This window comes from Arenimonas soli (assembly GCF_014643775.1).
In the GTDB taxonomy this organism is placed as follows: Bacteria; Pseudomonadota; Gammaproteobacteria; order Xanthomonadales; family Xanthomonadaceae; genus Arenimonas; species Arenimonas soli.
In genome coordinates, this window is the sequence record NZ_BMKC01000001.1 from 268,676 (window position 1) to 291,652 (window position 22,977).

The 22,977-nt window shown below is 69.5% G+C and carries 19 protein-coding genes and 1 pseudogene; 12 read left to right on the top strand and 8 right to left on the bottom strand.

What is annotated here, in order from left to right; all coding sequences use genetic code 11:
- Window position 1 precedes the first annotated feature (1 nt).
- The 6 genes from IEX13_RS01220 to IEX13_RS01245 all read right to left on the bottom strand — a co-directional run bounded on the left by IEX13_RS01220 (window position 2) and on the right by IEX13_RS01245 (window position 6,674).
- Window positions 2-970: a hypothetical protein gene (locus tag IEX13_RS01220; protein ID WP_188660249.1), complete on the bottom strand. Its 969-nt coding sequence runs from the start codon at window positions 968-970 to the stop codon at window positions 2-4.
- Window positions 967-1,995, bottom strand: a complete 1,029-nt coding sequence (locus IEX13_RS01225) for a hypothetical protein (RefSeq protein ID WP_188660251.1) — start codon at window positions 1,993-1,995, stop codon at window positions 967-969. Before IEX13_RS01225 ends, IEX13_RS01220 begins: the two co-directional genes overlap by 4 nt.
- A gap of 68 nt (window positions 1,996-2,063) precedes the next feature.
- A complete protein-coding gene (locus IEX13_RS14315) occupies window positions 2,064-3,221 on the bottom strand; it encodes a PDZ domain-containing protein (protein ID WP_188660254.1) in 1,158 nt (385 codons plus the stop codon).
- Window positions 3,222-3,245: 24 nt separating this feature from the next.
- Window positions 3,246-3,815, bottom strand: a complete 570-nt coding sequence (locus IEX13_RS01235) for a hypothetical protein (RefSeq protein ID WP_188660257.1) — start codon at window positions 3,813-3,815, stop codon at window positions 3,246-3,248.
- Window positions 3,808-4,380 carry an RNA polymerase sigma factor gene (locus IEX13_RS01240; protein ID WP_229668412.1) on the bottom strand — a complete coding sequence of 191 codons (573 nt, stop codon included), beginning with the start codon at window positions 4,378-4,380 and terminating at the stop codon, window positions 3,808-3,810. Before IEX13_RS01240 ends, IEX13_RS01235 begins: the two co-directional genes overlap by 8 nt.
- Before the next feature lie 92 nt (window positions 4,381-4,472).
- The gene (locus IEX13_RS01245; protein ID WP_188660260.1) at window positions 4,473-6,674 is read right to left on the bottom strand and encodes a TonB-dependent receptor family protein; all 2,202 of its coding nucleotides are present in this window, start codon (window positions 6,672-6,674) and stop codon (window positions 4,473-4,475) included.
- A 148-nt stretch (window positions 6,675-6,822) separates the two neighbouring features.
- Between IEX13_RS01245 and IEX13_RS01250 the strand changes: the two genes are divergently transcribed.
- The 7 genes and pseudogenes from IEX13_RS01250 to IEX13_RS14380 form a co-directional block, all read left to right on the top strand.
- Window positions 6,823-7,791 (top strand): SPFH domain-containing protein, encoded by a 969-nt coding sequence (locus IEX13_RS01250; protein WP_188660263.1) that lies wholly within the window; start codon window positions 6,823-6,825, stop codon window positions 7,789-7,791.
- Between the two features lie 3 nt (window positions 7,792-7,794).
- Window positions 7,795-8,226: an NfeD family protein gene (locus IEX13_RS01255; protein ID WP_188660266.1), complete on the top strand. Its 432-nt coding sequence runs from the start codon at window positions 7,795-7,797 to the stop codon at window positions 8,224-8,226.
- Window positions 8,227-8,310: 84 nt separating this feature from the next.
- On the top strand, window positions 8,311-9,303 hold the full coding sequence (locus tag IEX13_RS01260; RefSeq protein ID WP_188660269.1) for an extracellular solute-binding protein: 993 nt from the start codon (window positions 8,311-8,313) through the stop codon (window positions 9,301-9,303).
- Window positions 9,304-9,307: 4 nt separating this feature from the next.
- Entirely contained in the window at window positions 9,308-10,894 is a 1,587-nt protein-coding gene (locus IEX13_RS01265; RefSeq protein WP_188660272.1) for an ABC transporter permease, read from the top strand.
- Window positions 10,895-11,054: 160 nt separating this feature from the next.
- Window positions 11,055-12,146: a glycine cleavage system aminomethyltransferase GcvT gene (gene gcvT / locus IEX13_RS01270; protein ID WP_188660275.1), complete on the top strand. Its 1,092-nt coding sequence runs from the start codon at window positions 11,055-11,057 to the stop codon at window positions 12,144-12,146.
- A gap of 82 nt (window positions 12,147-12,228) precedes the next feature.
- The gene (gene gcvH, locus IEX13_RS01275; RefSeq protein ID WP_188660277.1) at window positions 12,229-12,624 is read left to right on the top strand and encodes a glycine cleavage system protein GcvH; all 396 of its coding nucleotides are present in this window, start codon (window positions 12,229-12,231) and stop codon (window positions 12,622-12,624) included.
- A 1,095-nt stretch (window positions 12,625-13,719) separates the two neighbouring features.
- Window positions 13,720-13,803, top strand: a pseudogene (locus IEX13_RS14380) (histone-like protein 2); the annotation flags it as partial.
- A 225-nt stretch (window positions 13,804-14,028) separates the two neighbouring features.
- On the opposite strand, the gene IEX13_RS01285 reads toward IEX13_RS14380, so the two are convergent.
- Window positions 14,029-15,237, bottom strand: a complete 1,209-nt coding sequence (locus IEX13_RS01285) for a serine hydrolase domain-containing protein (RefSeq protein ID WP_188660283.1) — start codon at window positions 15,235-15,237, stop codon at window positions 14,029-14,031.
- Window positions 15,238-15,317: 80 nt separating this feature from the next.
- Between IEX13_RS01285 and IEX13_RS01290 the strand changes: the two genes are divergently transcribed.
- Together IEX13_RS01290 and IEX13_RS01295 are read left to right on the top strand one after the other, a co-directional pair.
- Window positions 15,318-15,905: a LemA family protein gene (locus IEX13_RS01290; RefSeq protein WP_188660286.1), complete on the top strand. Its 588-nt coding sequence runs from the start codon at window positions 15,318-15,320 to the stop codon at window positions 15,903-15,905.
- Between the two features lie 2 nt (window positions 15,906-15,907).
- Complete coding sequence (locus IEX13_RS01295; protein WP_188660289.1) at window positions 15,908-17,815, top strand: M48 family metallopeptidase; 1,908 nt, start codon at window positions 15,908-15,910, stop codon at window positions 17,813-17,815.
- A 21-nt stretch (window positions 17,816-17,836) separates the two neighbouring features.
- Here the strand turns inward: IEX13_RS01295 and IEX13_RS01300 are convergent, their stop codons facing one another.
- Window positions 17,837-19,429 carry a GMC family oxidoreductase gene (locus IEX13_RS01300; protein WP_188660292.1) on the bottom strand — a complete coding sequence of 531 codons (1,593 nt, stop codon included), beginning with the start codon at window positions 19,427-19,429 and terminating at the stop codon, window positions 17,837-17,839.
- Window positions 19,430-19,594: 165 nt separating this feature from the next.
- Here IEX13_RS01300 and IEX13_RS01305 point away from each other — a divergent pair, with 165 nt between their 5' ends.
- The 3 genes from IEX13_RS01305 (at window position 19,595) to fghA (ending at window position 22,974) form a co-directional block, all read left to right on the top strand.
- The gene (locus IEX13_RS01305; protein WP_188660295.1) at window positions 19,595-20,944 is read left to right on the top strand and encodes an NTP/NDP exchange transporter; all 1,350 of its coding nucleotides are present in this window, start codon (window positions 19,595-19,597) and stop codon (window positions 20,942-20,944) included.
- 78 nt (window positions 20,945-21,022) lie between these two features.
- Window positions 21,023-22,132: an S-(hydroxymethyl)glutathione dehydrogenase/class III alcohol dehydrogenase gene (locus IEX13_RS01310; protein WP_188660299.1), complete on the top strand. Its 1,110-nt coding sequence runs from the start codon at window positions 21,023-21,025 to the stop codon at window positions 22,130-22,132.
- Window positions 22,132-22,974 (top strand): S-formylglutathione hydrolase, encoded by an 843-nt coding sequence (gene fghA / locus IEX13_RS01315; protein WP_188660302.1) that lies wholly within the window; start codon window positions 22,132-22,134, stop codon window positions 22,972-22,974. The genes IEX13_RS01310 and fghA overlap by 1 nt, the downstream gene beginning before the upstream one ends.
- The last annotated feature ends 3 nt before the right edge of the window (window positions 22,975-22,977 follow it).

The following is a 22,977-nucleotide window of genomic DNA, read 5'->3' on the forward strand; positions in this document are numbered from 1 at the left end:
TCTACTGCGGAAGTTCGCAGGGCGCCGGCATGTCGTCGGGCCGCTTCAGGAAGGGTGGCTGCAGGAAGGCGTGTTCGCCGCCGAACGTGCGTTCGTCGAACACGTCGACGTGCAGGCGCCGCGCTTCGCCCCGCGCCGCGACCTGGGCGCTGGCGTCCAGGCGCTGCAGCAGCCGGCGGTCTTCGCGCTGGCCGAACAGGGCCACCGACAGCAGGTGGTAGACGGCGGCCCGGTAGTCGTCGTTGGGGACCAGCACGCTGGGAAACCCGAAGTCGTCGCCATAGGCCGAGGCCAGGGCGAAGGCCGCGGCCGGGTGCCCGGCGCGAAGGGCCCGCTGCAGCATGCCCGGCGCTTCGTTGCGCCAGGTATCGAAGTCGCTGCCGGCGGCAACGCCGCGGCCACCAGGATTCCACTGGTGGCCCAGGCCGTAGGCCAGCATCGCTTCGGGATCGCCATCCAGGGCAGCCTCGCGCAGGTAACGGCTGCCCTGGTCGTGCAGCGACGCGGGCAGCAGGTCGCAGTCGCGGGCGACCTCGAGCCTCCAGAGTTCTTCCGCGGCGACGCGGTTGGCGGCGGCCAGGTCGCCTCGGCGTTCGTACTCCGTCTCGAGGTCCGGTCGGCCGACCAGCCGGCCGATGATCTTGTTCCAGCGCGCCGAGTGCTGGCAGCGCAGAAGGCCGTGGCCCAGCCGGCAGGCGGCCCGGGCGTCGCCTGCGTCGGCACGCGCCAGCAGGTCCGGCAGCGCCTGGGAAAACGGCAGGTCCTGGGCCGGCAGGGGCGGCAGTGCACCTCGGTCGGCGGCCCTGTCGTCCTCGCCTGCTGGCCCGGCATCCCGCTCGGGGAGCTGCGCAGCGGTTACGGCGGCGGGGCGGCCGGGCTGCTGCTCCGCGGCCTGCATTCCGAACCAGGCCAGTCCGGCAAGCGCGGCGGCAAGCGCCAGCAACAGCAGGGCGCGACGATGCCGGTTCACGGGAAGTCGTCCTCTGGTTCAGCGCAGGCCGGTCGCCACGACTCCGCCGCCGGCCAGGTGGAATCACCCTCCGGGAGCAGGGCGTTGCCAAGTCCCACCAGATCCTTGCTGATCCGGAACCGGCGGTCCTGGAAAAAACGTTCTTGCCATTCGCGGGCCAGTAGGTCGGCATCACGCGCCAGGTCCGGGCCGGGCTCGTCGGTCATCCAGTAATCCGGCAGTTCGAAGTCCTCGAACAGGCGTTGCGCCAGCCGCAGGTAGGCCTGGTCGCGCAGGGGGTCTTCCGGGGTGATGAAGGACAGGGTGGTGCCATGGTGCGAATGGGCCTCGAGCAGCAGCAGCGCAGCTTCGGGGCGGCCGATTGCCAGCTGCGCCTGCAGCAGGGCGGGGGCTTCGCGCCGCCATTGGTCGAAGTCCGGTCCCAGCAGATCGCTGCTGTCGGTGGCGCCGAGGCCGACGAAGGCGTCGCCGCGCAGGTAGCGCACCACCGCCTCGGGTTCGCCGGCCAGCGCCGACTGCCGCAGGTAGGCCGGGGCACGCCGGGACAGGGAGGGTGGAATGCCGTCGCACTGCCGCCGCAGGGTGGTCAGATTCAGGATCATCGACGCGGCTTCGTTGGCTGCCGACAGCTCGCCGCGCGCCGCCATGTCGTCCTCGTTCTTGTGTAGTGCGGCCAGGAAATCGTCGGTCAGCAAGTCAGGATTAATTAGCCGGCAATGCGCCAGCAGGCTGCCCAGGCGGCAGGCGGCGCGGCGATCGCCGCCGTCGGCGCGTGCGACCAGGTCGCGCACGTGGGTTGGCAGGATCGCCTGGTCCCTGGCAGGAAGCGGCGGCAACTGCCGGGCAGGTTCGGCTGCCGGCGCGGCCGGCGAGTCGGCGATCCAGGCCTGATCGGGCGGGGCGGCGGTGGACGTGCCGCCATCCGCGTGGTCAACGCGCAAGAACCAGGCTGTCGTGGCGACGAGGACAAGCGCCAGGGCAAGGACCAGTGTCGGGGCCAGCCAGGCCCATCGGGAACGTCGCATTCAATCGCCAACTTCCGGGGGGAAGGGCATTGAACCCTTCCCCCGCGGCTGGCGGCAAGTCCGGCGACTCAGTCCACGTGCTGCCCACGCGTCGCAATGCGCGTCACCACGCCATCGGCGAACACCACGGCGGCGTCATCCGCAGGTGGCGCCGGCGGGGCGGGCGGAGCCGGCGGTGCGGGCACGCCGGGGGGGGAGGGCGGGGAGGGCGGTGCAGGCGGCGCCGGGGGCGCCGGCGGGGCGAACCACTTCATCGTCGGCGCCTCGGGCACGGTCACCTGCACGCTGCGCGACTTGCGGTCGCGCAGCAGCTGCACCTGCAGCTTTTCGCCGGCGTCCTCGCCGCGCAGGGCGCGCATGGCGTCGCGCGGGGTGTTCACCTCGGTGTCGCCGATGCGCTGGATGACGTCGCCCGGTTCCAGCGTCTCCAGGCCCTGGCCGCCACTGAGCACCAGCACGCCGCGGTCGGTGCCGAAATAGCGCCCCAGCCTGGCGTCCACCGACGCCAGGTTCAGGCCGTTCCAGCGGAACGCCTGGGCCAGCACCGGCAGCTTGCAGTCGGCGTCGCCCGGCGCGCAGGGCGCGGCGGCGATGCGGGCGATCTCCATTTCGATGCCCGGGTGGATGAGCGGCTGGGCACGCAGCTGCGCGAGCTCGCGCAGCTCCACGGCTTTTTCGAACTCCTCGCCGAAATGGAACTCGAAATCGTCGCCGCCGGTGAACATCATCACCCGCGCCGCGTCGCCGGCGATCACCGTGGCCGTGGCGGGTTTGCCGTCGCGGCGATATCCCAGGCGGACCTTCTGGTCCCTTTCCAGCTTGCCCAGCAGCTCGCGCGCCTGTTCGACCGCGGCCTCGCCCTTGGCGCTGATGGCCTTGCCGTCGATGCTTTCGAGCTGGTCGCCGCTGCGCAGGCCGGCTTTTGCCGCGGGGCCCTCCGGGGTGACGGCGGCGATGCGCACGCCGGTGACGCCGGGTTCGGGACTCATGACGATGCCCAGCCGGGCCCGTCGTGCTTCGCTGCGGATGCGTTCGACGTCGACGATGCGGGCGCGGTGCTCGCCGCGGCTGAGTTCGGCGACGCGCCGGGCCGCGGCCTGCAGTTCGGCGCGGGCCTGGTCGAGTTCGGCGCGGCGGGCGGCTTCGGCCGCGTCGGTTTCCGGGTTGGCGTGGGCGGTGGCCGCGAAGGCGGCGGCGACCAGCAAGGAGAGAAGGCGGAGTTTCATGTCGGTTTCCTCGGTGGGGGAGGGTCAGAAGGTGGCGACCAGGGCGCCGTCGAGCTGGTCGCCCTGCACGGCGACCCACTGGGCCGTGCCCTGCAGGCCGGCGTAGTCGCGCAGGGTGGCCACGCGCTGGTGCCACAGGTCGGTGCGTTCGGAATCGGACAGGCCGGGCCCGGCCAGCGCGGCGTCCACGCGGGCGATGCGGTCTTCAAGCTCCAGGCCCAGCAGCAGGGTGCTGGCCGAGCCGACCTCGTCGCGCGACACCGTCGCCAGCAGCGCTTCGAGCTGGGCTGATTCGGCCATCAGCGTTTCCAGGCCGGCGGGTTCGGAAGACACGGTAGCCACTGTCGGGGAAGCCTCGTTCGAATCCCTCGCCTGGTCGCGCGGCAGCGGCAGCACCAGGGCCAGGGCCAGCACCGCCGCGGCGGCCGCGGCCAGCGCCAGGGGCCAGCGTGGCCCCAGCGGCCGCGTGCGCACGGCGTCGAAACGTTCGGCCAGCAGCGGCCAGGCACTGCGGTCCGGCGCTTCGAGCGGCAAGCGCGCGATGGCTTCGGACAAGGGCAGGCCGGGCGGCGCGGAGCGGATGTCGTCAGGCATGGGAGTCCACCTCCTGGGTGATCTTCAGCATCTCGCGCAGGCGGCGGGTGCCGCGCGCGAGCTGGGATTTGGAGAAGCTGGCGGTCTTGCCCATCAGGCCGCCGATCTGTTCGTGGGTGTAGCCCTCGGCGTGGTAGAGCCAGATCACGCTGCGGGTGGCGTCGGGCAGCCTGTCCAGCGCCTGGGCAAGCAGGGCCGCGTCGGCGGCGGCGGGCGGCAGCAGCACGTCATGGCCTTCGAGTTCGACCTCGTCACTGTCTTCGGTGAAGGGCTGGCGGTTGCGCCGGCGCAGGCGCATCAATGCCTCGTTGACCGCGATCTGCCGCAGCCAGCCCCAGAACGGGCTGTCGCCGCGGAATTCGCCGATGCGGTCGAAAAGCTTGAACATGGTGTCCTGCAGCACGTCCTGGGCCTCTTCGCGCTGGCCGGTGAGGCGCAGCGCCAGGGTGAACACCGGCCGCTCGAAACGCCGGTAGATCTGCTCGAAGGCACTGGCTTCGCCGCGCTGGGCGCGCTGGACCAGGGTGTCGGGCAGGTCGATGGCGAAGGAGGAGGGTGGGCTCACATCGGTCTTGGATGCGCCGGGAGGCAAAAGCGTCGCACATAAAAAAGGCCGGGGTTTCCCCCGGCCCTGTCGTCCCTTCCCTGGACGTTGGATCAGAACTTGTAGCGCAGGCCCAGCACGGTGGTCCGGGGCAGGCCCGGGCGCAGGCCGGCCGGGCGGCGGGCGGTGACATAGGTCTCGTCGGACAGGTTCTCGACCCGGCCGTACAGCTCGAGCCGTTCGGTCACCTGGACGCCCAGGGCCAGGTCCCACAGCAGCACCGAGTCGATGCGCTGGCCGGCCGGCACGCTGCCCTGGCCCGCGTGGGTGCGCATCTCGCCGATGTAGTTGCCGGCCAGGTCCAGGCGCCAGCGCTCGCCGCGCAGGCCGGCGCTGGCGTGCAGCAGCTGTTCGGGCAGGTAGGGCAGGTTGTCGCCCGACTGCACGTCTTCCCACTCTTCGAAGCTGGAGCTGAAGCTGGTGCGGAATTCGGCGTCGGTCCAGGTGTAGGCCAGGGCCACCGGGATCGAGACCGGGCCATTGGCGCCGAAGTCGTAGCCCAGGCTGGCCTCGATGCCCTGGATGCGGGCTTCGCCACCATCGAACTGGTCGCCGATGGTGCAGTTGCCGCCGGTCGAGGCGGTGCAGGTGCCGACCAGGTTGGAGTAGTCGTTGACGAAACCGACCAGCTCGGCCGACAGGGCGTCACGGCCGTAGCGCAGGCCGAACTCGGTGTTCACGCTTTCCTCGGGGTCGGCGTTCGAGCCCGGGCCCGGCGGGTTGAAGCCGCGGTGCACGCTGGCGAAGACGGCGAGGTTGTCGCCGACCAGGTAGGTGGCGCCGATGCCGGGGATGAGCGCGTCCACGTCGGTTTCCACGCGCGACAGCACGACGTCGCGTTGGCCGGTGGCGGTGGAGTAGTTGGTGCGGGTCAGGTCGATCTGTTCGTAGCGCACGCCCGGGGTCAGGATCCAGTTGCCCCATTCGATGGTGTCCTGCACGTAAAGTGCCAGGGCCTCGGCGTCGCCGACGCGGTTGTCCTGGGTGCCCGGGGCGCCGTCGGTGGTCAGTACCAGCCCGCCGCCCAGCATCTGGAAGCGGTCGTCGTTCTGGTAGCGGTCTTCCTGGTCGCGGTGCACGCGCAGGCCGATTTCCAGGTCGTGGCTGGCTTCGCCGGTGGTGAAACCGAGGCCCAGCACGCCCTGGATGCCCTGGGCGTAATAGCTGCGGTTGTTGTTGCGCAGGCGCAGGGCGTTGGCCGGGCTGTCTTCGCCGCTGATCCAGGCGTACTGGTCGGCGTAGGTGGCCGGGTCGGCCAGGATCGAGGAGATGGACACGCCCTGCACGTCGTTGAGCTTGAACCAGTTGCGCTGGAACTCGGTGCGGTAGGCGACAGTGGTCAGGTCGACGCTGTCGGTGAGCTCGATCAGGTGGCGCAGCTCGTAGAGCTTTTGCCGGGTCTGGATGTTGTCCAGCGCCGAGCCGGCGTAGCGGCGGAAAGGCGTGGCCGCGTAGTCGTCCTCGGTCAGGCCCAGGTAGGTTTCGTCGCTGTCCTGGGTGTTGCGGCCCAGCTTCAGGTCCACCTGCTGGTAACGCGCGGCGTCGGGCGCGCTGGTCCAGCGCAGCTTGGCGACGAAGTCGTTGAGTTCATAGCCGGTGTCGCCGCCGCCGTCGAGCTGCTTGAAACCGTAGGTTTGCTGGCGGGTGCCTTCGATCAAACCGCCGAAGCGTTCACCCATGGTGCCCACCCAGCCGTGGCCGAGGAAGCTGCCGTTGCTGCCCATGGCCAGGTCGAGCTCGCCGGCGGTTTCCGAGGGGATCGGGGTGGACAGCAGGTTCAGGGCACCGCCGGTGGTGCGCGGGCCGGCCTGCACCGAGGCCGCGCCCTTCTTGATCTCGACGGCGTGCATGCGCGCCATGGTCGGGAAGTAGTACGCCGACGGCGCGGCGTAGGGTGCCGGCGCGATCAGCACGCCGTCTTCCATCACCGTGATGCGGTTGTTGCGGTCGGTGCCCGAGCCGCGGATGCCGATGTTCGGGCGCAGGCCGAAACCTTCTTCCTCGACCACGTAGACGCCGGGGACCTGGCGCAGCACGCGGTTGACGTCGCGGAAGTTGAAGCGCTCGAGGGTGGCCTGGTCGATGTAGTGGGCCGAGCCGGCGGTTTTTTCGACCTCGGCGCGGTTGCCGAAGACGTTCACGCGGTCCAGGCGGACCAGGCTCTGGTTGGGGTCGGTGGCGGCCTCGGTGGCGGCCAGGACGGGCGCGGCCGGCAGCAGGGCCAGCGCGATGGCGGTACGGAGCAGGGTGGACATGGATTCTTGTCTTTAGGTGGGCGGGGCAGGGCCGGAAGGCCCGGTGCTGCGAATGTTACTGCGGACGAGAATGATTCGCAATACCAATGCCCCCATGCCCCACCGGCTTGGATTTAGACTGCGTCCCTGCCAACCAGGGGAAGCGGTCATGTTGGAGATTCTGGGCGTCATCATCCTGCTCGCCGGCGTCGTGCTGCTGTTCAAGGCGGTGCGCATGGTCCCGCAGGGCTTTGAATGGACCGTCGAACGGTTCGGCAAGTACACGCACTCCATGACGCCCGGCCTGCACCTGCTGGTGCCGGTGATCCAGACGGTGGGTCGCAAGATCAACATGATGGAACAGGTGCTGGACGTGCCCAGCCAGGACGTCATCACCAAGGACAACGCGGTGGTGAAGGTGGACGGCGTGGTGTTCTTCCAGGTGCTCGATGCCGCCAAGGCCGCCTACGAGGTGTCCAACCTCGAGATCGCCACCATCGCCCTGGTGCAGACCAACATCCGTACCGTCATCGGTTCGATGGACCTGGACGAGTCCCTGAGCCAGCGCGAAACCATCAATGCGCAGCTGCTCAACGTCGTTGACCAGGCCACCAATCCCTGGGGCATCAAGGTCACCCGCATCGAGATCCGCGACATCCAGCCGCCGCGCGACCTGGTCGACGCCATGGCCCGGCAGATGAAGGCCGAGCGCGAAAAGCGCGCCAACATCCTGGAAGCCGAAGGCCACCGGCAGTCGGAAATCCTTCGCGCCGAAGGCGAGAAGCAGGCGGCGATCCTGGAAGCCGAAGGCGAACGCGAAGCCGCCTTCCGCGAAGCCGAGGCCCGCGAGCGCCTGGCCGAAGCCGAAGCCAACGCCACCCGCATGGTGTCCGACGCCATCGCCGGCGGAAACCTGCAGGCGATCAACTATTTCGTCGCCCAGAAATACATCGAGGCGTTCAAGGCCCTGGCCGAGGCGCCGAACCAGAAGTTCGTGCTGATGCCGATGGAGGCCAGCGGCGTGATCGGTTCGCTCGGTGGCATCGCCGAACTGGCCAGGCAAACCCTGGGTGGCAAGGCGGACCCGACGCCGCCGCCGTCGAAGCCGTCCACGCGCGCCCAGTTCCCCGGGGGCTGACGCATGCGCATCGAACTGGTGGTCTGGGCCGGCGTGGCGCTGCTGCTGATCGCGGCCGAGGCGCTGCTGCCGGGCGTGTTCCTGCTTTGGCTGGGCTTCGCCGCCGCGGCGATGTTCCTGATCCTGCTGGTGGTGGACCTGCCGCTGGTCTGGCAGGCCCTGACCTTCGTGGTGCTGGGCTTCGTTTCCATCGGCGTCTACATCCAGTACTTCCGGGGCCGGGAAAAGCCCAGCGACCACCCGACCCTGAACCGTCGCGGCGAACAGCTGGTCGGCCAGGTCTTCGTGCTCGACCAGGCCATCGTCGACGGCCGGGGCCGGGTCAAGGTCGGCGATGCCTTCTGGCCCGTGGAAGGGCCGGATCTGCCGGTCGGCGCCCGGGTGCGGGTGATGTCGGCGCACAACATGGCGCTACAGGTCAGGGACGCGGGCTGAACGGCCCGCCACGTTTCCGCCCCGATGCCTTGGCGTTGGAAGTGAGAACCATTATCATCTAACGGTCCCCACGAGGAGCCGTCCATGTCCCGCACCCTTATCGCCTTGCTGTTGGCCAGCCTGGCCGCCCCCGCCCTGCAGGCGGCGGAACTGGTGGTCTACACCGAACGCCGCGAGCCGCTGGTCAAGCCGCTGTTCGACCGCTACGAAGAAGAAACCGGCACCCGCATCCGGGTGCTTTCCGACGGCGCGCCGGTGCTGATCGAACGCCTGGCCGCGGAAGGCGCCAATTCCCGCGCCGACATCTTCATGGCCGTGGACGCCGGCAACCTCTGGCAGGCCGCCGAACGCAAGCTGCTGGCAAGCACCGAATCGGCCGCGCTCGACGCCGCCATCCCGGCCCACCTGCGCGACCCCCAGGGCCGCTGGTTCGCACTGTCCCAGCGCGCGCGCACCATCGTCTATTCCACCGAGCGCGTGAAGCCTTCGGCGCTTTCGTCCTACGAAGCCCTGGCCGCGCCGGAATGGAAGGGGCGCCTGTGCCTGCGTTCGTCCAAGAAGGTCTACAACCAGTCGCTGGTGGCGACGATGATCGAACGCCTCGGCGCCGAACAAACCGAAACCGTGGTGCGCGGCTGGGTCGCCAACCTCGCCACCGCGCCTTTCGCCGACGACACCCAGCTGGCCAAGGCGATCGCCGCCGGCCAGTGCGACGTCGGCATCATCAACACCTACTACCTGGGACGCCTGCAGGCCGACGAACCCGACTTCCCGGTGCAGGTGTTCTGGGCCAACCAGGGCGCCGGCGGCGCGCACGTGAACGTCTCGGGCGCCGGCATCGTCGCCGCCTCGAAGAACAAGGGCGCCGCACGCGACTTCCTGGAGTGGCTGGCCTCGGAGTCGGTTCAGGCCGACTTCGCCAGCATCAACTACGAGATCCCGGCCCGCGAAGGCGTGGCGCTCGACCCGGTGGTCGCCGCCTGGGGCCCGTTCAAGCCCGATCCGGTGAACGTGGCCGTGGCCGGCGAACGCCAGGCCGAAGCCGTGCGCCTGATGGACCGGGCGGGCTGGCGCTGAGCGCATGAGCCCTGGCGCGACCGGCGGCCTGCGCAGGTCGCGCCTGTTGGCCTGGCTGCTGGCGGCACCGCTGGTGCTGCCGGCGCTGTGGCTGGCCACGTCCTTCGCGGTGCCGCAGCCCGGGGTCTGGCCGCACCTGTTCGACCAGGTGCTGCCGCTGGCGGCGCGCAACACCCTGGGGCTGCTGGTCTTGCTTGCCGTGGTCGCGATGGTGCTGGGCGTCGGCTTCGCCTGGGCCAGCGCAAGGTATGAATGGCCGGGCCGGCGCCTGTTCGACTGGGCGCTGGTGCTGCCGCTGGCCTTGCCGGCCTACGTGGTGGCCTTCGTTTATGTCGGCCTGGCCGATTACGCCGGTCCCATGCAGACCGGCTGGCGCGCACTGGGCCTGCCGCCGGCGTCCTTCCCCGAGTTGCGCAGCGTGCCCGGTGCCGCGGCGGTGCTCGGGCTCGTTCTTTATCCCTATGTCTTCCTGGTCGTGCGCGCGGCCTTCCTGCGCCAGGGCAGCGCCGCCATGGACGCGGCGCGCTCGCTCGGCCACGGGCCGCTGTCGGCGTTCTTCCGCGCGGCGCTGCCGATGGCGCGTCCGGCGTGGGCGGCCGGCCTGTCACTGGTATTGCTTGAAGCCCTGGCCGACTTCGGCGCGGTCAGCATCCTGGGCGTCGACACCTTCAGCACCGCCATCTACAAGACCTGGTTCGGCCTGTACTCGCTGCCGGCGGCGGCGCAGCTGGCCTGCGGCCTGATCGGCCTGGTCGTACTGGTGCTGCTGCTCGAGCGCTGGACCCGCGGCCGCGCCAGCCACGCCAGCAAGCAGCTGATGCCGCCGGCGCGCCGGCCCCTGCGCGGCTGGCGCGGCTGGGCGGTGACGGCCGCCGCCGCGGCCACCGTCGGCCTGGGATTCGTCGTGCCGGTGGCGCAGTTGCTGGCCTGGTCCTGGGAAGTGCGGACGTCCTTGCCCGAGGTCGGCGAGGCGGCACTGAACACCGCCCTGCTGGCGGCGATGGCGGCGACGATCGTGCTGGCCCTGGCCCTGGTGTTCGCGGTGCTGTCGCGGCGCAGCGGCAACGACCGCGGCGTGCGTTCGGCGGCCTTCGTCGCCGGCCTGGGTTACGCCGTGCCCGGCACCGTGCTGGCGGTCGGCGCGATGTGGCTGCTGGTCGCGGCCGAAGGCGCCGCGCCCTGGCTGGGCACGCTGGCGCTGAGTTCCTCGGTGCTGGCGGTGCTGCTGGCGCTGACCGCGCGCTTCTTCCGGGTCGGCAACGAAACCATCGATGCCGCCTTCCTTGCGCTGCGGCCTTCGCTGCTCGATTCGGCGCGCCTGCTCGGCGCTTCGCCCTGGCAGCGCCTGCGCCGGGTCGTGCTGCCCCTGCTTCGCCCGGGCCTGGTCGCGGCCGGCCTGCTGGTGCTGGTCGAAGTGGTGAAGGAATTGCCGGCCACCCTGATGCTGCGTCCCTTCGGCTGGGACACCCTGGCGGTGAAGATCCACGCCTACACCAGCGAAGGCCTGTGGATGCAGGCGGCCTGGCCGGCGCTGTGGCTGTGCCTGATCGGCCTGCTGCCCGTGTGGTGGCTGGTGCGCCAGCAGCGGTAATCCTCCCGCATTCGCGGCAGGATCACCCCCACGATCTGCTGCGCAGATCGCGGGCCCCGGCTCATTCCTCCCGATCCCCGCGCCTGTCGGCGCGCCCCCTTGACCAAGGGGGCTCTTCATCCTGCGATAATGCTGGCTTTCCCGCGGGCAGCGAAGGCCAATGAGCAAGAAGACGGTATTGAATGACACCCACCGGGCGCTGGGCGCCAAGATGGTGGACTTCGGCGGCTGGGACATGCCGATCAACTACGGGTCGCAGATCGAGGAACACCACCAGGTGCGCCGCGACGCCGGCATGTTCGACGTCTCCCACATGACCGTGCTCGACCTGCGCGGCGACCAGTCCCGCGCCTTCCTGCGCAAGCTGGTGGCCAACTCGGTGGACAAGCTCAAGAAGCCGGGCAAGGCGCTCTACGCATGCATGCTTGATGAAAAGGGCGGCGTCATCGACGACCTGATCGTCTATTACCTGGCCGAGGACTTCTTCCGCCTGGTGGTCAACGCCGGCACCCGCGACAAGGACATCGCCTGGATCACCGCCCAGGCCGCGCCGTTCGGCCTGCACGTCACCGAGCGCCGCGACCTGGCCATCATCGCCGTGCAGGGACCCAAGGCGCGCGAGAAGGTGCTGGGCCTGCTGTCGCCCGCGGCGGCCGACGCCGCCGGCAAACTGGGCAAGTTCGTAGCCTGCGAAGCCGACGGCTTGTTCGTCGCCCGCACCGGTTACACCGGCGAGGACGGCTTCGAGGTGATCGTTCCCGAAGCCATGGCGGTGGACTTCTGGAACCGCCTGCTCGACGCCGGGGTGAAGCCGGCCGGCCTGGGCGCGCGCGACACGCTGCGCCTGGAGGCGGGCATGGCGCTGTACGGCCAGGACATGGACGAATCGGTGACGCCCCTGGAAACGGGGCTGGACTGGACGGTGTCGCTGGACGAAGGCCGTGACTTCAACGGCCGCGCCGCGCTCGAGGCCCAGAAGGCCGCCGGCGTGCCGCGCCGCATCGTCGGCCTGGTGCTGGACGAAAAGGGCGTGCTGCGCCACGGCCAGGCGGTGGCCACCGCCGCCGGCCAGGGCGAGGTGCTGTCCGGCACCTTTTCGCCGACCCTGGGCAAGGCCATCGCGCTGGCGCGCGTGCCGGCGGGCGAGCTGGGCGAGGTCACGGTCGATATCCGCGGCCGCCACTTGCCGGTGCGGGTCGTGAAGTACCCGTTCGTGCGCGACGGCGCCGCCCAGCCCGGCGTGCTCGATTGATCCGCCCGGCCGGGTGCCATGTCGCCCCGGCCGCGTTTAAACTAGCGGCCACCCCCGCTGCCCCCGAACCGAGGCCCAGAACATGAGCGAAATTCCCGGCGACCTGAAGTTCCTCAAGTCCCACGAGTGGGCCCGCGTCGAAGACAGCGGGCGCGTCACCGTCGGCATTTCCGACCACGCCCAGGGCCTGCTTGGCGACCTGGTCTACGTCGAGCTGCCCAACGTCGGCGACACGGTCGAGCAGGGCGGCGCCAGCGCCGTGGTCGAGTCGGTCAAGGCTGCCTCCGACGTCTATTCGCCGATCGCCGGCACCATCGTCGAGGTCAACTCGGCGCTGTCGGACAAGCCCGAGACGATCAACGAAGACGCCTTCGGCGAAGGCTGGATCTTCGTGGTCGAGCCCTCCGAACCCGAGCAGCTCAAGGAGCTGCTTTCCCCGGACGACTACGCCCAGCTGCTCGAGGACGACGGTCACTGACCCCGCCTTTCCGCGTCGCATGGAGACGGCCGCCCTTGGGCGGCCGTCTTTTTTTCGGGTGTTCGAACCGGCGCCGGGGGCGTCGGAAATCCGCGCAGTTTTGCTTTTTGCGGTGCGCAATCGCCGGTTCCGGGCGGGCGGGCGAAATGTTTTTTTAAGCTGCGGTTGTGTCGCTTCGGGCTGCAGGTGGCGGTTGCCGAAAGCCTGTCTTCGTGCTCGTCGCGCTTTGCATGCAATTGCAACGGAGGCTTTTTTACCGATGTTTTTTTCAATGCGCGTTTTCGTACGCGACGACGGGCGTGCATCCACGGACCGGCAAGGCGAAGCCGGAGGGTCGCAACCTGGCCGACACCCCTTGAAAATTATTGTGCAAAGTTGTTGACATCCCGAAATCCCCTGATTAGCTTTCGCCCAGCAGATGCAAACTGCGGAAGCGAGTGATCAGGAACGTATCGACAACGCGAGCCACCAAACTCAAGTCCACCCCAGGAATCATCATGGTGGATCAGGGCAAACATCCCTTCGCGAAATCGAATTCGTCCCGCAGCGACATCCCTTTTTCCAACGCCCGGACCGGTTGCGGCCCGGGCGTTTGTGTATCCGGCGCCGCCCCGCGCCGGCAAGAATCCGATCGCCACGGCATGACCGTGGTGGCGGTACGTCCCGGGCCCTGACCCGTGACGGTGCCTTTGAGACTGGGCAGTCCAAAAGCCAACTGACGAGGAGTTGACCATGGCTACGAAGAAAGCTGCGAAAAAACCGGCCAAGAAGGCCGCGAAAGCTAAGAAGACCGTGAAAAAGGCCGCCAAGGCCGTGAAGAAGTCGGTGAAGAAGGTCGCCAAGAAGGCCACCAAGAAGCCGGCCAAGAAGGCTGCGAAGAAGACTGCGCGCAAGCCGGCCAAGAAGGCCGCGAAGAAGAAGGTCGCCAAGAAGGCTGCCAAGAAGAAGGTAGCCAAGAAGGCTGCCAAGAAGACCGCGCGCAAGCCGGCCAAGAAGGCTGCCAAGAAGAAGGTCGCCAAGAAGAAGGTTGCCAAGAAGGCCGCCAAGAAGAAGGTAGCCAAGAAGGCCACCAGGAAGCCGGCGGCCAAGAAGGCTGCCAAGAAGAAGACCGCCAAGAAGGCTGCCAAGAAGCCGGCGGCCAAGAAGAAGGCTGCCAAGAAGCCGGCGGCCAAGAAGAAAGCCGCGCGCAAGCCGGCTGCCAAGAAGAAGGCGGCGCGCAAGCCCGCCGCCAAGAAGCCGGCTCCGATGCCGGCCGCCCCGGTTGCCCCCGCGCTGTAAGGCGCGAAGAGCATCCAAATGCGGTAAAGCTGGGCTCTCTCCCCGTGTTGCCCAGGCGGGGAGGGAGACTTTCCAAAGGCACGCAGACGCCGGCTTACGCCGGCGTTCGCTTTTGTGGGCTTTGGCCTAGCGCCGGCGCCGCGCCGGCGGCGCCATCCAGTCGTGCGCCGGCAGGCCCAGGGCGCGGTCGATGGTGCTGGGGAAGAGCGCCGAAGGCATGGCGCTTTCGCTGTTCCACAGGATCACCACGCCGATGTCGCGGTCGGGCACGAAGCCGGTGATCGCCCGGTAACCCTGCACCGCGCCTGCGTGGTAGACCAGGGTGTGGCCGGCGTAGTCGTAGATGCGCCAGCCCAGGGCGTAGTGCGCCTCGCGCAGGCGGTCGCGCCGCCAGCCGCTGCCGCGGATCTCGCCCGGCGTTTCCACCTGCGGGGTCCGGATTTCCTCGAGCAGTTCGTCCGGCAGCACGTCGGGCCGGTGGCCCATCTGCCCGATCAGCCACTGCGCCATGTCGCGCGCCGAGGCGTTGACGCCGGCCGCCGGCGGGATGCGGTAGTAGGTTTCCTTCGGACGCACCGGCACCCAGGTGCCGCCGCTGCGCACGTGCGGACGCGCCCAGCTCGGGCTGGCCTCCAGGCCGCTGCGGCCGAAGGTGGCGCCGTACATGCCCAGCGGCTGGAAGATGCGTTTCTCGACCTGGGCGGCGTAGAAGTCGCCGGTGGTGGCGAAGACCATGTCGCCGACCAGGCTGAAGGCGATGTTCTGGTAGGCGTAACACTCGCCGGGGCTGCAGGTCAGCGGCGCCTCGGCCAGCTTCGCGGCCAGCAGCGGGTAGGGTTCGTTCGCCTCGAGGTCGCGGTCGTAGGTGTTGTAGGCCAGGCCGACCTGGTGGCTGAGCACCTGGCGCACGGTGATCTGCTGGGCCGCCTGGCCGTCGCGCAGGGTGAAGGTGGGCAACTGGTTGACGATGGGGCTGTCCCAGTCCATCGCGCCCTCGCGCACCAGCATGGCGCTGAGGGTGCCGGCGAAGGCCTTGGACAGCGAGGCGACCCGGAACGAAGTGTCGGGCGTCACCGGCTCCTGCAGCTTGCTGTCGACCACGCCGTAGCCTCGCAGCGACACCACCTCGCCGTCGGCGACGATCGCCATGGCCATGCCCGGGATGCGCGCGCGCGCCATCATCTGCTCGGCCAGGGCCTCGATTTCCCGGGCCTCGTCGTCGAAGTGCGTGGCGGCCCGGGACGGGGCGGACCAGGCAAGGCCGGCGAAGGCGAGCAGCGGCAGGGCGAGCAGGTGGGCGGGGCGGAACCGGGGACTGTCTTTCTTGCTTGGCATGACCGACGTATGCTTGGCGAACGGACCCAAGTCTATCGCGGCTGCCGCACTGGGGTCCCCATCTGGGGGAGGTTGGAAAAATGACGAGCCTGATCGTGCTGGTGGTGCTGGCGGCGGTGATGCTGTTCTGGGGCGTGGGTATCTACAACGGCCTTGTGACGGCCCGCAATGCCTTCAAGAACGCTTTCGCCCAGATCGACGTGCAGCTGACGCGGCGTTACGACCTGATCCCGAACCTCGTCGAGGTGGCCAAAGGCTATCTGAAGCATGAACGGGAAACCCTGGAAGCGGTCATCCAGGCCCGCGCCGCCGCGGTCAGCGGCCTGGCCGCCGCCAAGGCCAAGCCCGGCGACGACGCCGCCATGGCCCAGCTGGGCAGCGCCGAAACCGGCCTGGCTGGTGCGCTGTCGCGCCTGATGATGGTGGCCGAGGCCTACCCGGACCTGAAGGCCAACCAGAACATGATGCAGCTGACCGAGGAGCTCACCTCCACGGAAAACCGCATCGCCTTCGCGCGCCAGGCCTACAACGACAGCGTGATGGCCTACAACAACAAGCGCGAGGTGTTCCCCTCGAACATCATCGCCGGCATGTTCAACTTCGCCCACGCCGCCCTGCTCGAGATCACCGAGCCCGAGAAGCGCGAGGCGCCCAAGGTCAGCTTCTAGGCTTGAACTTCTTCGCCCGCCAGGACCTGGCCCGGCGCCGGTCGCGGCGGCTGGTCGTGCTGTTCGTACTCGCGGTGCTCGCCATCGTGGTGGCGGTCGACGTCCTGTTCCTGCTGTTCTTCGGTGGCATGGGCACGGCGTCCGACCCCGGTGCGACGGCCGGCGGCATGGTGCTGGCGACCCTGCTGACCTTGGGCATCATCGGCGCCGGGTCCCTGTTCCGCATGGCGAGCCTGCGCCAGGGGGGCTCGGCGGTGGCGCTGCAACTGGGCGGCACGCCGGTGCCCGAGGACACCCACGACTTCCACTACCGGCGGCTGCGCAACGTGGTCGAAGAGGTGGCGATCGCCTCCGGCGTGCCGGTGCCCGAGATCTTCGTGCTCGAGCACGAGGCCGGCATCAACGCCTTCGCCGCCGGCTACGCGCCCAGCGACGCCGCCATCGCGGTCACCCGCGGCGCGCTCGACAAGCTCAATCGCGACGAGCTGCAGGGGGTCATCGCCCACGAGTTCAGCCACGTGCTCAACGGCGACATGCGCCTGAACATCCGGCTGATGGGCGTGCTGTTCGGCATCCTGGTGCTGGCGGTGGTGGGCCGGAAGATCCTGCTCTACGGGCGCGGCGGTCGCAGCAAGGACGGCCTGCCGCTGCTGGTGGCGGCCCTGGTGCTGATGGTGGTGGGCTACATCGGCCTGTTCTTCGGCCGGCTGATCAAGGCCGGCGTCAGCCGCCAGCGCGAGTACCTGGCCGACGCCTCGGCGGTGCAGTTCACCCGCCAGACCACGGGTCTTTCCGGTGCGCTCAAGAAGATCGCCGGCCTGCCCTCCGGTTCGAAGCTCGAAAGCGGCGACACCGAGGAAATATCGCACATGCTGTTCGGCGACGGCGTCGGTTTTTCCTCGATGTTCGCCACGCATCCGCCGCTCGTCGCGCGCATCCAGGCCCTGGAGCCGTCCTTCAAGGCAACGGCGGTCGCCGACCTGGCGGCGCGCTGGCAGATGCACCCACCGTCGGGGCTGGACGAAGACCTGGCCCTGGGCCTGGCCTCGGCCTCGCCGGCGCTGCCCGGCGACCAGTCGGAGCTGCTGATCGCCCCGCCGGCCGTGGTCGCCCAGGTCGGCGCCCCGCGGTCCGACGACTACGTGCGCGCCGGTGCCCTGGTCGATGCGCTGCCGGACGTGCTGCGCCAGGCCGCACACGAACGCGAGGAATCCGTGCCGCTGCTGCTGGGGCTGCTGATGGCGGAAGCCGGACCGATGCGCGAAGCCCAGCAGTTCGAGCTGGCCGCGCGCCACGACGAACGCCTGGCCCGCCAGGCGCTGGACTACGCCGACCGGCTGCAGGAGCTGCCGCGCATCCTGCACTTGCCGTTGGCCGCCATGGCCATGCCGGCGCTGCGCAGGCGGCCGCGGCCCGAGCTGGAAAAATTCATGGACAGCTGCTTTGCGCTCAGCCATGCCGATGGCCGCATCAGCCTGTTCGAATATTGCCTGGGCCGGCTGTTGCGCGTGCAGGTGCGCGACGCGCTGGACCCGTCCCGCGCCTGGGTGCCCGGCCATCGCCAGCTTTCACGCTGTGCGCCACAGGCGATCACCCTGCTGGCGGTGCTGGCGCAGGCCGGGCACGCCGACACCGCGTCGGCCATGCGTGCCTACCTGGCCGGGCTGCAGCGGGTGTTTCCGCGGCTGGACGCGCCCTACCGGCCGCCGGCGGATCCGCAGCGGGCCATGGACGAAGTCTGGCCGGTGCTCGACGAAGTGGACCTGATCGGCAAGGAGCTGCTGCTCGAAGGCCTGGTGGCCGCGATCAGCCACGATGGCCGCATGAGTGTGGCCGAGGCCGAACTGCTGCGCGTGGTCTGCGCCTCGCTGCACTGCCCGCTGCCGCCGATGCTCGAACAGGTGCGCTGAGCGCGCAACCGGCGGCTTCGGTCAGGCGGCCAGGCCGCGGATCAGGTCGGCGGCGCGTTCGGCGATCATCATGGTCGGGGCGTTGGTGTTGCCGCCGACCAGGCGCGGCATCACCGAGGCGTCCACCACCCGCAGGCCGTCCACGCCTTTCACGCGAAGCTGCGGGTCGACCACCGTCGCCGGGTCGCTGGCCCGGCCCATGCGGCAGGTGCCGACCGGGTGGTAGATGGACTCGGCCTTGCGGCGGATGAACTCCACGATGCCGGCTTCGTCGCGGACGCCGGCACCGGGCAGGACTTCTTCGCCGCGGAAGGGCGCGAAGGCGGGCTGCGCCAGGATCTCGCGCGACAGCCGCACCGCCTCCACCATCACCTTCAGGTCGAAACCTTCGGCGTCGCTGAGGTAGGCGGCGTCGATCAGCGGCTTGTCGCCGGCCGACGCGCTGGCCAGCCGGATGCGTCCCCGGCTGCGCGGCCGCAGGCCGCAGGCGTGCAGGGTGTAGCCGTTGCCGGGCAGGCGATTGCGGCCATGGTCGTCCAGCTGCGCCGGCACGAAGTGGAACTGCATGTCCGGGCGTGCGTCCTCGGCCAGGTGGCTGCGCAGGAAACCGCCGGTTTCGGCGATGTTGCTGGCGCCCGGTCCCTTGTGGCCCATCAGGTAGTACTGGAAGGCCACGGCGGCGTCGCTCAGGCCGTCGTAGCTCAGGCCCTGGGTGCAGCGCTGCAGCGAGCAGATGTCCAGGTGGTCGTGCAGGTTGGCGCCCACGCCCGGCAGGTCGGCCAGCACGTCGATGCCCAGGCGCCGCAGTTCGTCGGCCGGGCCGATGCCCGACAGCATGAGCAGCTGCGGTGAATTGATGGCGCCGCCGCTGAGGATGACTTCGCGCGTGGCGCCTTCGCAGTAGCTGCGGCGACCGACCGTGTACACCACGCCGGTGGCGCGGCCCGCGTCGAAGCTGACCCGGCTGGCCGTGGCCCCGGTGACCACCTTCAGGTTCGGGCGCTGGCGCACCGGCTTGAGGAAGGCGGCCGCGCTGGAGCTGCGCGCGCCGTCGCGGGTGGTGGTCTGGTACCAGCCGAAGCCATCCTGGCGCGGGCCGTTGAAGTCTTCGGTGAGCGCATGCCCGGCCTGGCCGGCGGCCTGCAGGAAGGCTTCGGAAAGGGGATTGCGGTGGCGCGGGTCGGACACGCCCAGCGGGCCGTCGCCGCCGTGCAGTTCGCTGGCGCCGCGCTCATTGCCTTCGCTGCGCCGGAAGTAGGGCAGGGCGTTGTCCCAGTGCCAGCCGTCGGCGCCCATCGCCGCCCACTCGTCGTAGTCGGCGGCATGGCCGCGGATGTAGCACATGGCGTTGATCGAACTCGAACCCCCCAGCACCTTGCCGCGCGGCCACCACAGGCCGCGTCCGCCCAGGTGGTCCTGGGGCGCGGTGGTGTAGTCCCAGTTCACGCCCTTCTTGCCGACCAGCTTGGCCAGGCCCGCGGGCATGTGGATGAAGGGATGCCAGTCGCGCGGGCCGGCCTCGAGCAGCAGCACGCGGCAGTCTGGGTCTTCGCTGAGCCGGTTGGCCAGGACGCAGCCCGCGGACCCCGCACCCACGATGATGTAGTCGTACACGCCTAATGCTTCTTTCTCATGACTTCCCGAGGCTAGGCCCCAGCTCTAGAGCAAACACTCGGTGCGGCTGTCCGGAATCACGAACCGTGCACAGCGTCACTATGCGGGCGGGTGGCGGGGCCGGCCCGGGTTGGCTATCGTGCGGCGTCCCCGACCGGAAGCACGATGCCCCAGGCCCCGCCCACCGCCGGCCGCTTTCACCACCTGCGCGGCGCGCTGCGGGAATTCCCGGCCTTGCTGTGGTCGTTCCTTTATTTCTTCTTCCTGCTCACCGGCTATTACGTGCTGCGGCCGGTGCGCGACGCCATGGCTGCGGCCAACGACCCGTCGGCGGTGTTCCCGGTGGCGATGGTCGACTGGTTCGCGGCGCGCGGCATCGCCCTCGGTGACTACCAGCTGCAGGTGCTGTTCACCGGCACCTTCCTGGCCATGGTGGTGCTGCAGCCGATCTATGGTGCGCTGGTGTCGCGTTATCCACGGCGCCTGTTCCTGCCGGTGGTGTACCTGGCCTTCATCGCCTGCCTGCTGGGCTTCCGCTTTGCGTTCGAGGCGGGTTTGCCGGGGCGCGGCGGGCTGTTCTTCGTCTGGGTGGCGGTGTTCAACCTGTTCGCGGTGTCGGTGTTCTGGAGCTTCATGGCCGACATCTACACCGACCCGCAGGCCAAGCGCCTGTACGGCTTCATCGCCGCGGGCGGCACCGTGGGCGGGCTGCTCGGGCCCGAGATCACCACCCGGCTGGTCGGCCTGCTGGGCGTGGGCAACCTGCTGCTGGTGTCCGCCGGCTTCCTGGCCCTGTGCCTGGTCTGCATCCTGCGCCTGGCGCCCTGGGCGCGGGCGCGCGAACAGGCCGCGGGCCTGCGCAGCGGCGACGAGGCCATGGGCGGCGGCATCCTCGAGGGCCTGCGCCGCATCGCCACCGACCCCCTGCTGCGGGCCTTCGCGGTGCTGATGTTCTTCGGCGTCGGCGTCGGCACCCTGCTCTACAACGAACAAAACGCCATCGTGCGGGCCATGACCCTGGGCAACCCGGCGGCCGCGGAAGAGGCCACGGCCTTCTTCTCGATGATCGACAAGTCGATCAACTGGCTGGTGCTGCTGCTGCAGGTGTTCGTCACCCGCGCGGTGCTCACGCGCTGGGGCGTGGCGCCGCTGCTGGTCGGGCCGGCCCTGCTGATCCTGGCCGGCTTCTGCGTGCTGTGGGCCTCGCCGCTGCCGATGCTGGTGGCGGTGGTGCAGGTGGGCACGCGCGCCTCGGAGTTCGCCCTGGCCAAGCCGGCCCGCGAAACCATCTACACCCGCGTGGATCGCGAGGCCCGCTACAAGGCCAAGGCCGCCATCGACACCGTGGTCTACCGCGGCGGCGACCTGTCCTTCGCCTGGCTGTACAAGCCGCTGTCGGCCTTTGGCTCGAGCGTGGTGTTCGGTGCCGGCGTGCTGGTGGCGGGTGGCTTCCTCTACGGCGCCTGGCGCCTGGTGCGCGAACAGGCCCGCTTGCCCGCCCAGCCCAAGGGTTAACACCCGCCTTCGCGCCGCCGAAACACGCGCAGGCGGCTGCGGCGTTACCCTTGGCGACATCTGCCAGGGAGTCGCCCCATGAAAGTGAAAGCCGCCGTCGCGCACAAGGCCGGTGCACCGCTGAGCATCGAAACCGTCGACCTGGAAGGTCCCCGCGCCGGCGAGGTGCTGGTCGAGCTCAAGGCCACCGGCGTCTGCCACACCGACGAGTTCACCCTGTCGGGCGCCGACCCGGAGGGCATGTTCCCGGCCATCCTGGGCCACGAAGGCGCCGGCATCGTGGTGGACGTCGGCGCGGGAGTGACGACGCTCAAGAAGGGCGACCATGTCATCCCGCTGTACACGCCCGAGTGCCGGCAGTGCGAGTACTGCCTCAACCCCAAGACCAACCTGTGCCAGGCGATCCGCTCGACCCAGGGCCAGGGCCTGATGCCCGATGGCTCCAGCCGTTTCAGCCTGGACGGCAAGCCGGTGCTGCACTACATGGGCACGTCCACGTTCGCCCAGTACACCGTGGTGCCGGAAATCGCGCTGGCCAAGATCCGCGAGGACGCACCCTTCGACAAGGTCTGCTACATCGGCTGCGGCGTCACCACCGGCATCGGCGCGGTCATCTTCACCGCCAAGGTGGAAGTGGGGTCGAAGGTCGTGGTGTTCGGGCTGGGCGGCATCGGGCTGAACGTGATCCAGGGCGCGCGCCTGGCCGGCGCCGACATGATCATCGGCGTCGACCTCAACCCGGGCCGCGAGGCCATGGCGCGCAAGTTCGGCATGACCCACTTCGTCAACCCGAAGGAGGTCGAGGGCGACCTGGTGCCCTACCTGGTGTCGCTGACCAAGGGCGGCGCCGACTACACCTTTGAATGCATCGGCAACACCCAGGTGATGCGCCAGGCGCTCGAATGCGCGCACAAGGGCTGGGGCACCAGCGTGATCATCGGCGTCGCGCCGGCAGGGGCCGAGATCAGCACGCGGCCCTTCCAGCTGGTCACCGGCCGCAACTGGCGCGGCAGCGCCTTCGGCGGCGCCCGTGGCCGCACCGACGTACCGAAGATCGTGGACTGGTACATGGACGGCAAGATCGACATCGATTCGCTGATCACCCACACAATGCCGCTGGAGAAGATCAACGACGCCTTCGACCTGATGCACCGCGGCGAATCGATCCGCAGCGTGGTGGTCTACTGATGACGCTCGAGCGGCTGTCCGAACACGCCTGCTTCGGTGGGCTGCAGGGGTTCTACCGCATGGACTCGGCGGCCTGCGGCGGGTCGATGCGTTTCGCGGTGTACCAGCCGCCACAGGCCCGCGCGGGCCGGGTGCCGGTGCTGTACTTCCTGGCCGGCCTGACCTGCACCGAAGAAACCGCGGCGATGAAGGCGGGCGCGCAGCGGGTGGCGGCCGAACTGGGCCTGATGCTGGTGATGCCCGACACCAGCCCGCGCGAAACCGGCTTCGACGGCGCCACCGGCGACTGGGAATTCGGCGAGGGCGCGGGGTTTTACCTCGACGCCACGCAGGCGCCCTGGTCGTCGCGCTTCCGGATGGAAAGCCACGTGGTGCACGAGCTGCCGGCGGTGGTGCGCGAGCATTTCCCGGCCGATCCGGGCCGCACGGGCATCACCGGGCATTCGATGGGCGGGCACGGGGCGCTGACGCTGGCGATCAAGCATCCGCAGCAATACCGCAGCGTGTCGGCGTTCGCGCCGATCGTGGCGCCCTGCGAGGTGCCCTGGGGCCGGAAGGCCTTTGGCCGCTACCTGGGCGATCACCACGCGGTCTGGGCGGAACACGACGCCTGCGCGCTGGTGCGCCGGCGGCCGTTCGGGCGGCCGATCCTGGTGGACCAGGGCCTGGCCGACAAATTCCTGGAAACCCAGCTGCAGCCGGAGCGTTTCGAGGCGGCCTGCGCGGAAGCCGGGCAGTCGCTGACCCTGCGCCGCCACGCAGGCTACGACCACGGTTACTATTTCATCGCCAGTTTCATCCAGGACCACCTGCGGCACCACGCCGCGCAGCTGGCCGACTGAAGG

Coding starts and splice junctions, on each gene's coding strand:
- IEX13_RS01225 (WP_188660251.1), bottom strand. CDS start 1,995: ATGCGACGTTCCCGATGGGCCTGGCTGGCCCCGACACTGGTCCTTGCC.
- IEX13_RS14315 (WP_188660254.1), bottom strand. CDS start 3,221: ATGAAACTCCGCCTTCTCTCCTTGCTGGTCGCCGCCGCCTTCGCGGCC.
- IEX13_RS01235 (WP_188660257.1), bottom strand. CDS start 3,815: ATGCCTGACGACATCCGCTCCGCGCCGCCCGGCCTGCCCTTGTCCGAA.
- IEX13_RS01245 (WP_188660260.1), bottom strand. CDS start 6,674: ATGTCCACCCTGCTCCGTACCGCCATCGCGCTGGCCCTGCTGCCGGCC.
- IEX13_RS01250 (WP_188660263.1), top strand. CDS start 6,823: ATGTTGGAGATTCTGGGCGTCATCATCCTGCTCGCCGGCGTCGTGCTG.
- IEX13_RS01255 (WP_188660266.1), top strand. CDS start 7,795: ATGCGCATCGAACTGGTGGTCTGGGCCGGCGTGGCGCTGCTGCTGATC.
- IEX13_RS01260 (WP_188660269.1), top strand. CDS start 8,311: ATGTCCCGCACCCTTATCGCCTTGCTGTTGGCCAGCCTGGCCGCCCCC.
- IEX13_RS01265 (WP_188660272.1), top strand. CDS start 9,308: ATGAGCCCTGGCGCGACCGGCGGCCTGCGCAGGTCGCGCCTGTTGGCC.
- gcvT (WP_188660275.1), top strand. CDS start 11,055: ATGAGCAAGAAGACGGTATTGAATGACACCCACCGGGCGCTGGGCGCC.
- gcvH (WP_188660277.1), top strand. CDS start 12,229: ATGAGCGAAATTCCCGGCGACCTGAAGTTCCTCAAGTCCCACGAGTGG.
- IEX13_RS01285 (WP_188660283.1), bottom strand. CDS start 15,237: ATGCCAAGCAAGAAAGACAGTCCCCGGTTCCGCCCCGCCCACCTGCTC.
- IEX13_RS01290 (WP_188660286.1), top strand. CDS start 15,318: ATGACGAGCCTGATCGTGCTGGTGGTGCTGGCGGCGGTGATGCTGTTC.
- IEX13_RS01305 (WP_188660295.1), top strand. CDS start 19,595: ATGCCCCAGGCCCCGCCCACCGCCGGCCGCTTTCACCACCTGCGCGGC.
- IEX13_RS01310 (WP_188660299.1), top strand. CDS start 21,023: ATGAAAGTGAAAGCCGCCGTCGCGCACAAGGCCGGTGCACCGCTGAGC.
- fghA (WP_188660302.1), top strand. CDS start 22,132: ATGACGCTCGAGCGGCTGTCCGAACACGCCTGCTTCGGTGGGCTGCAG.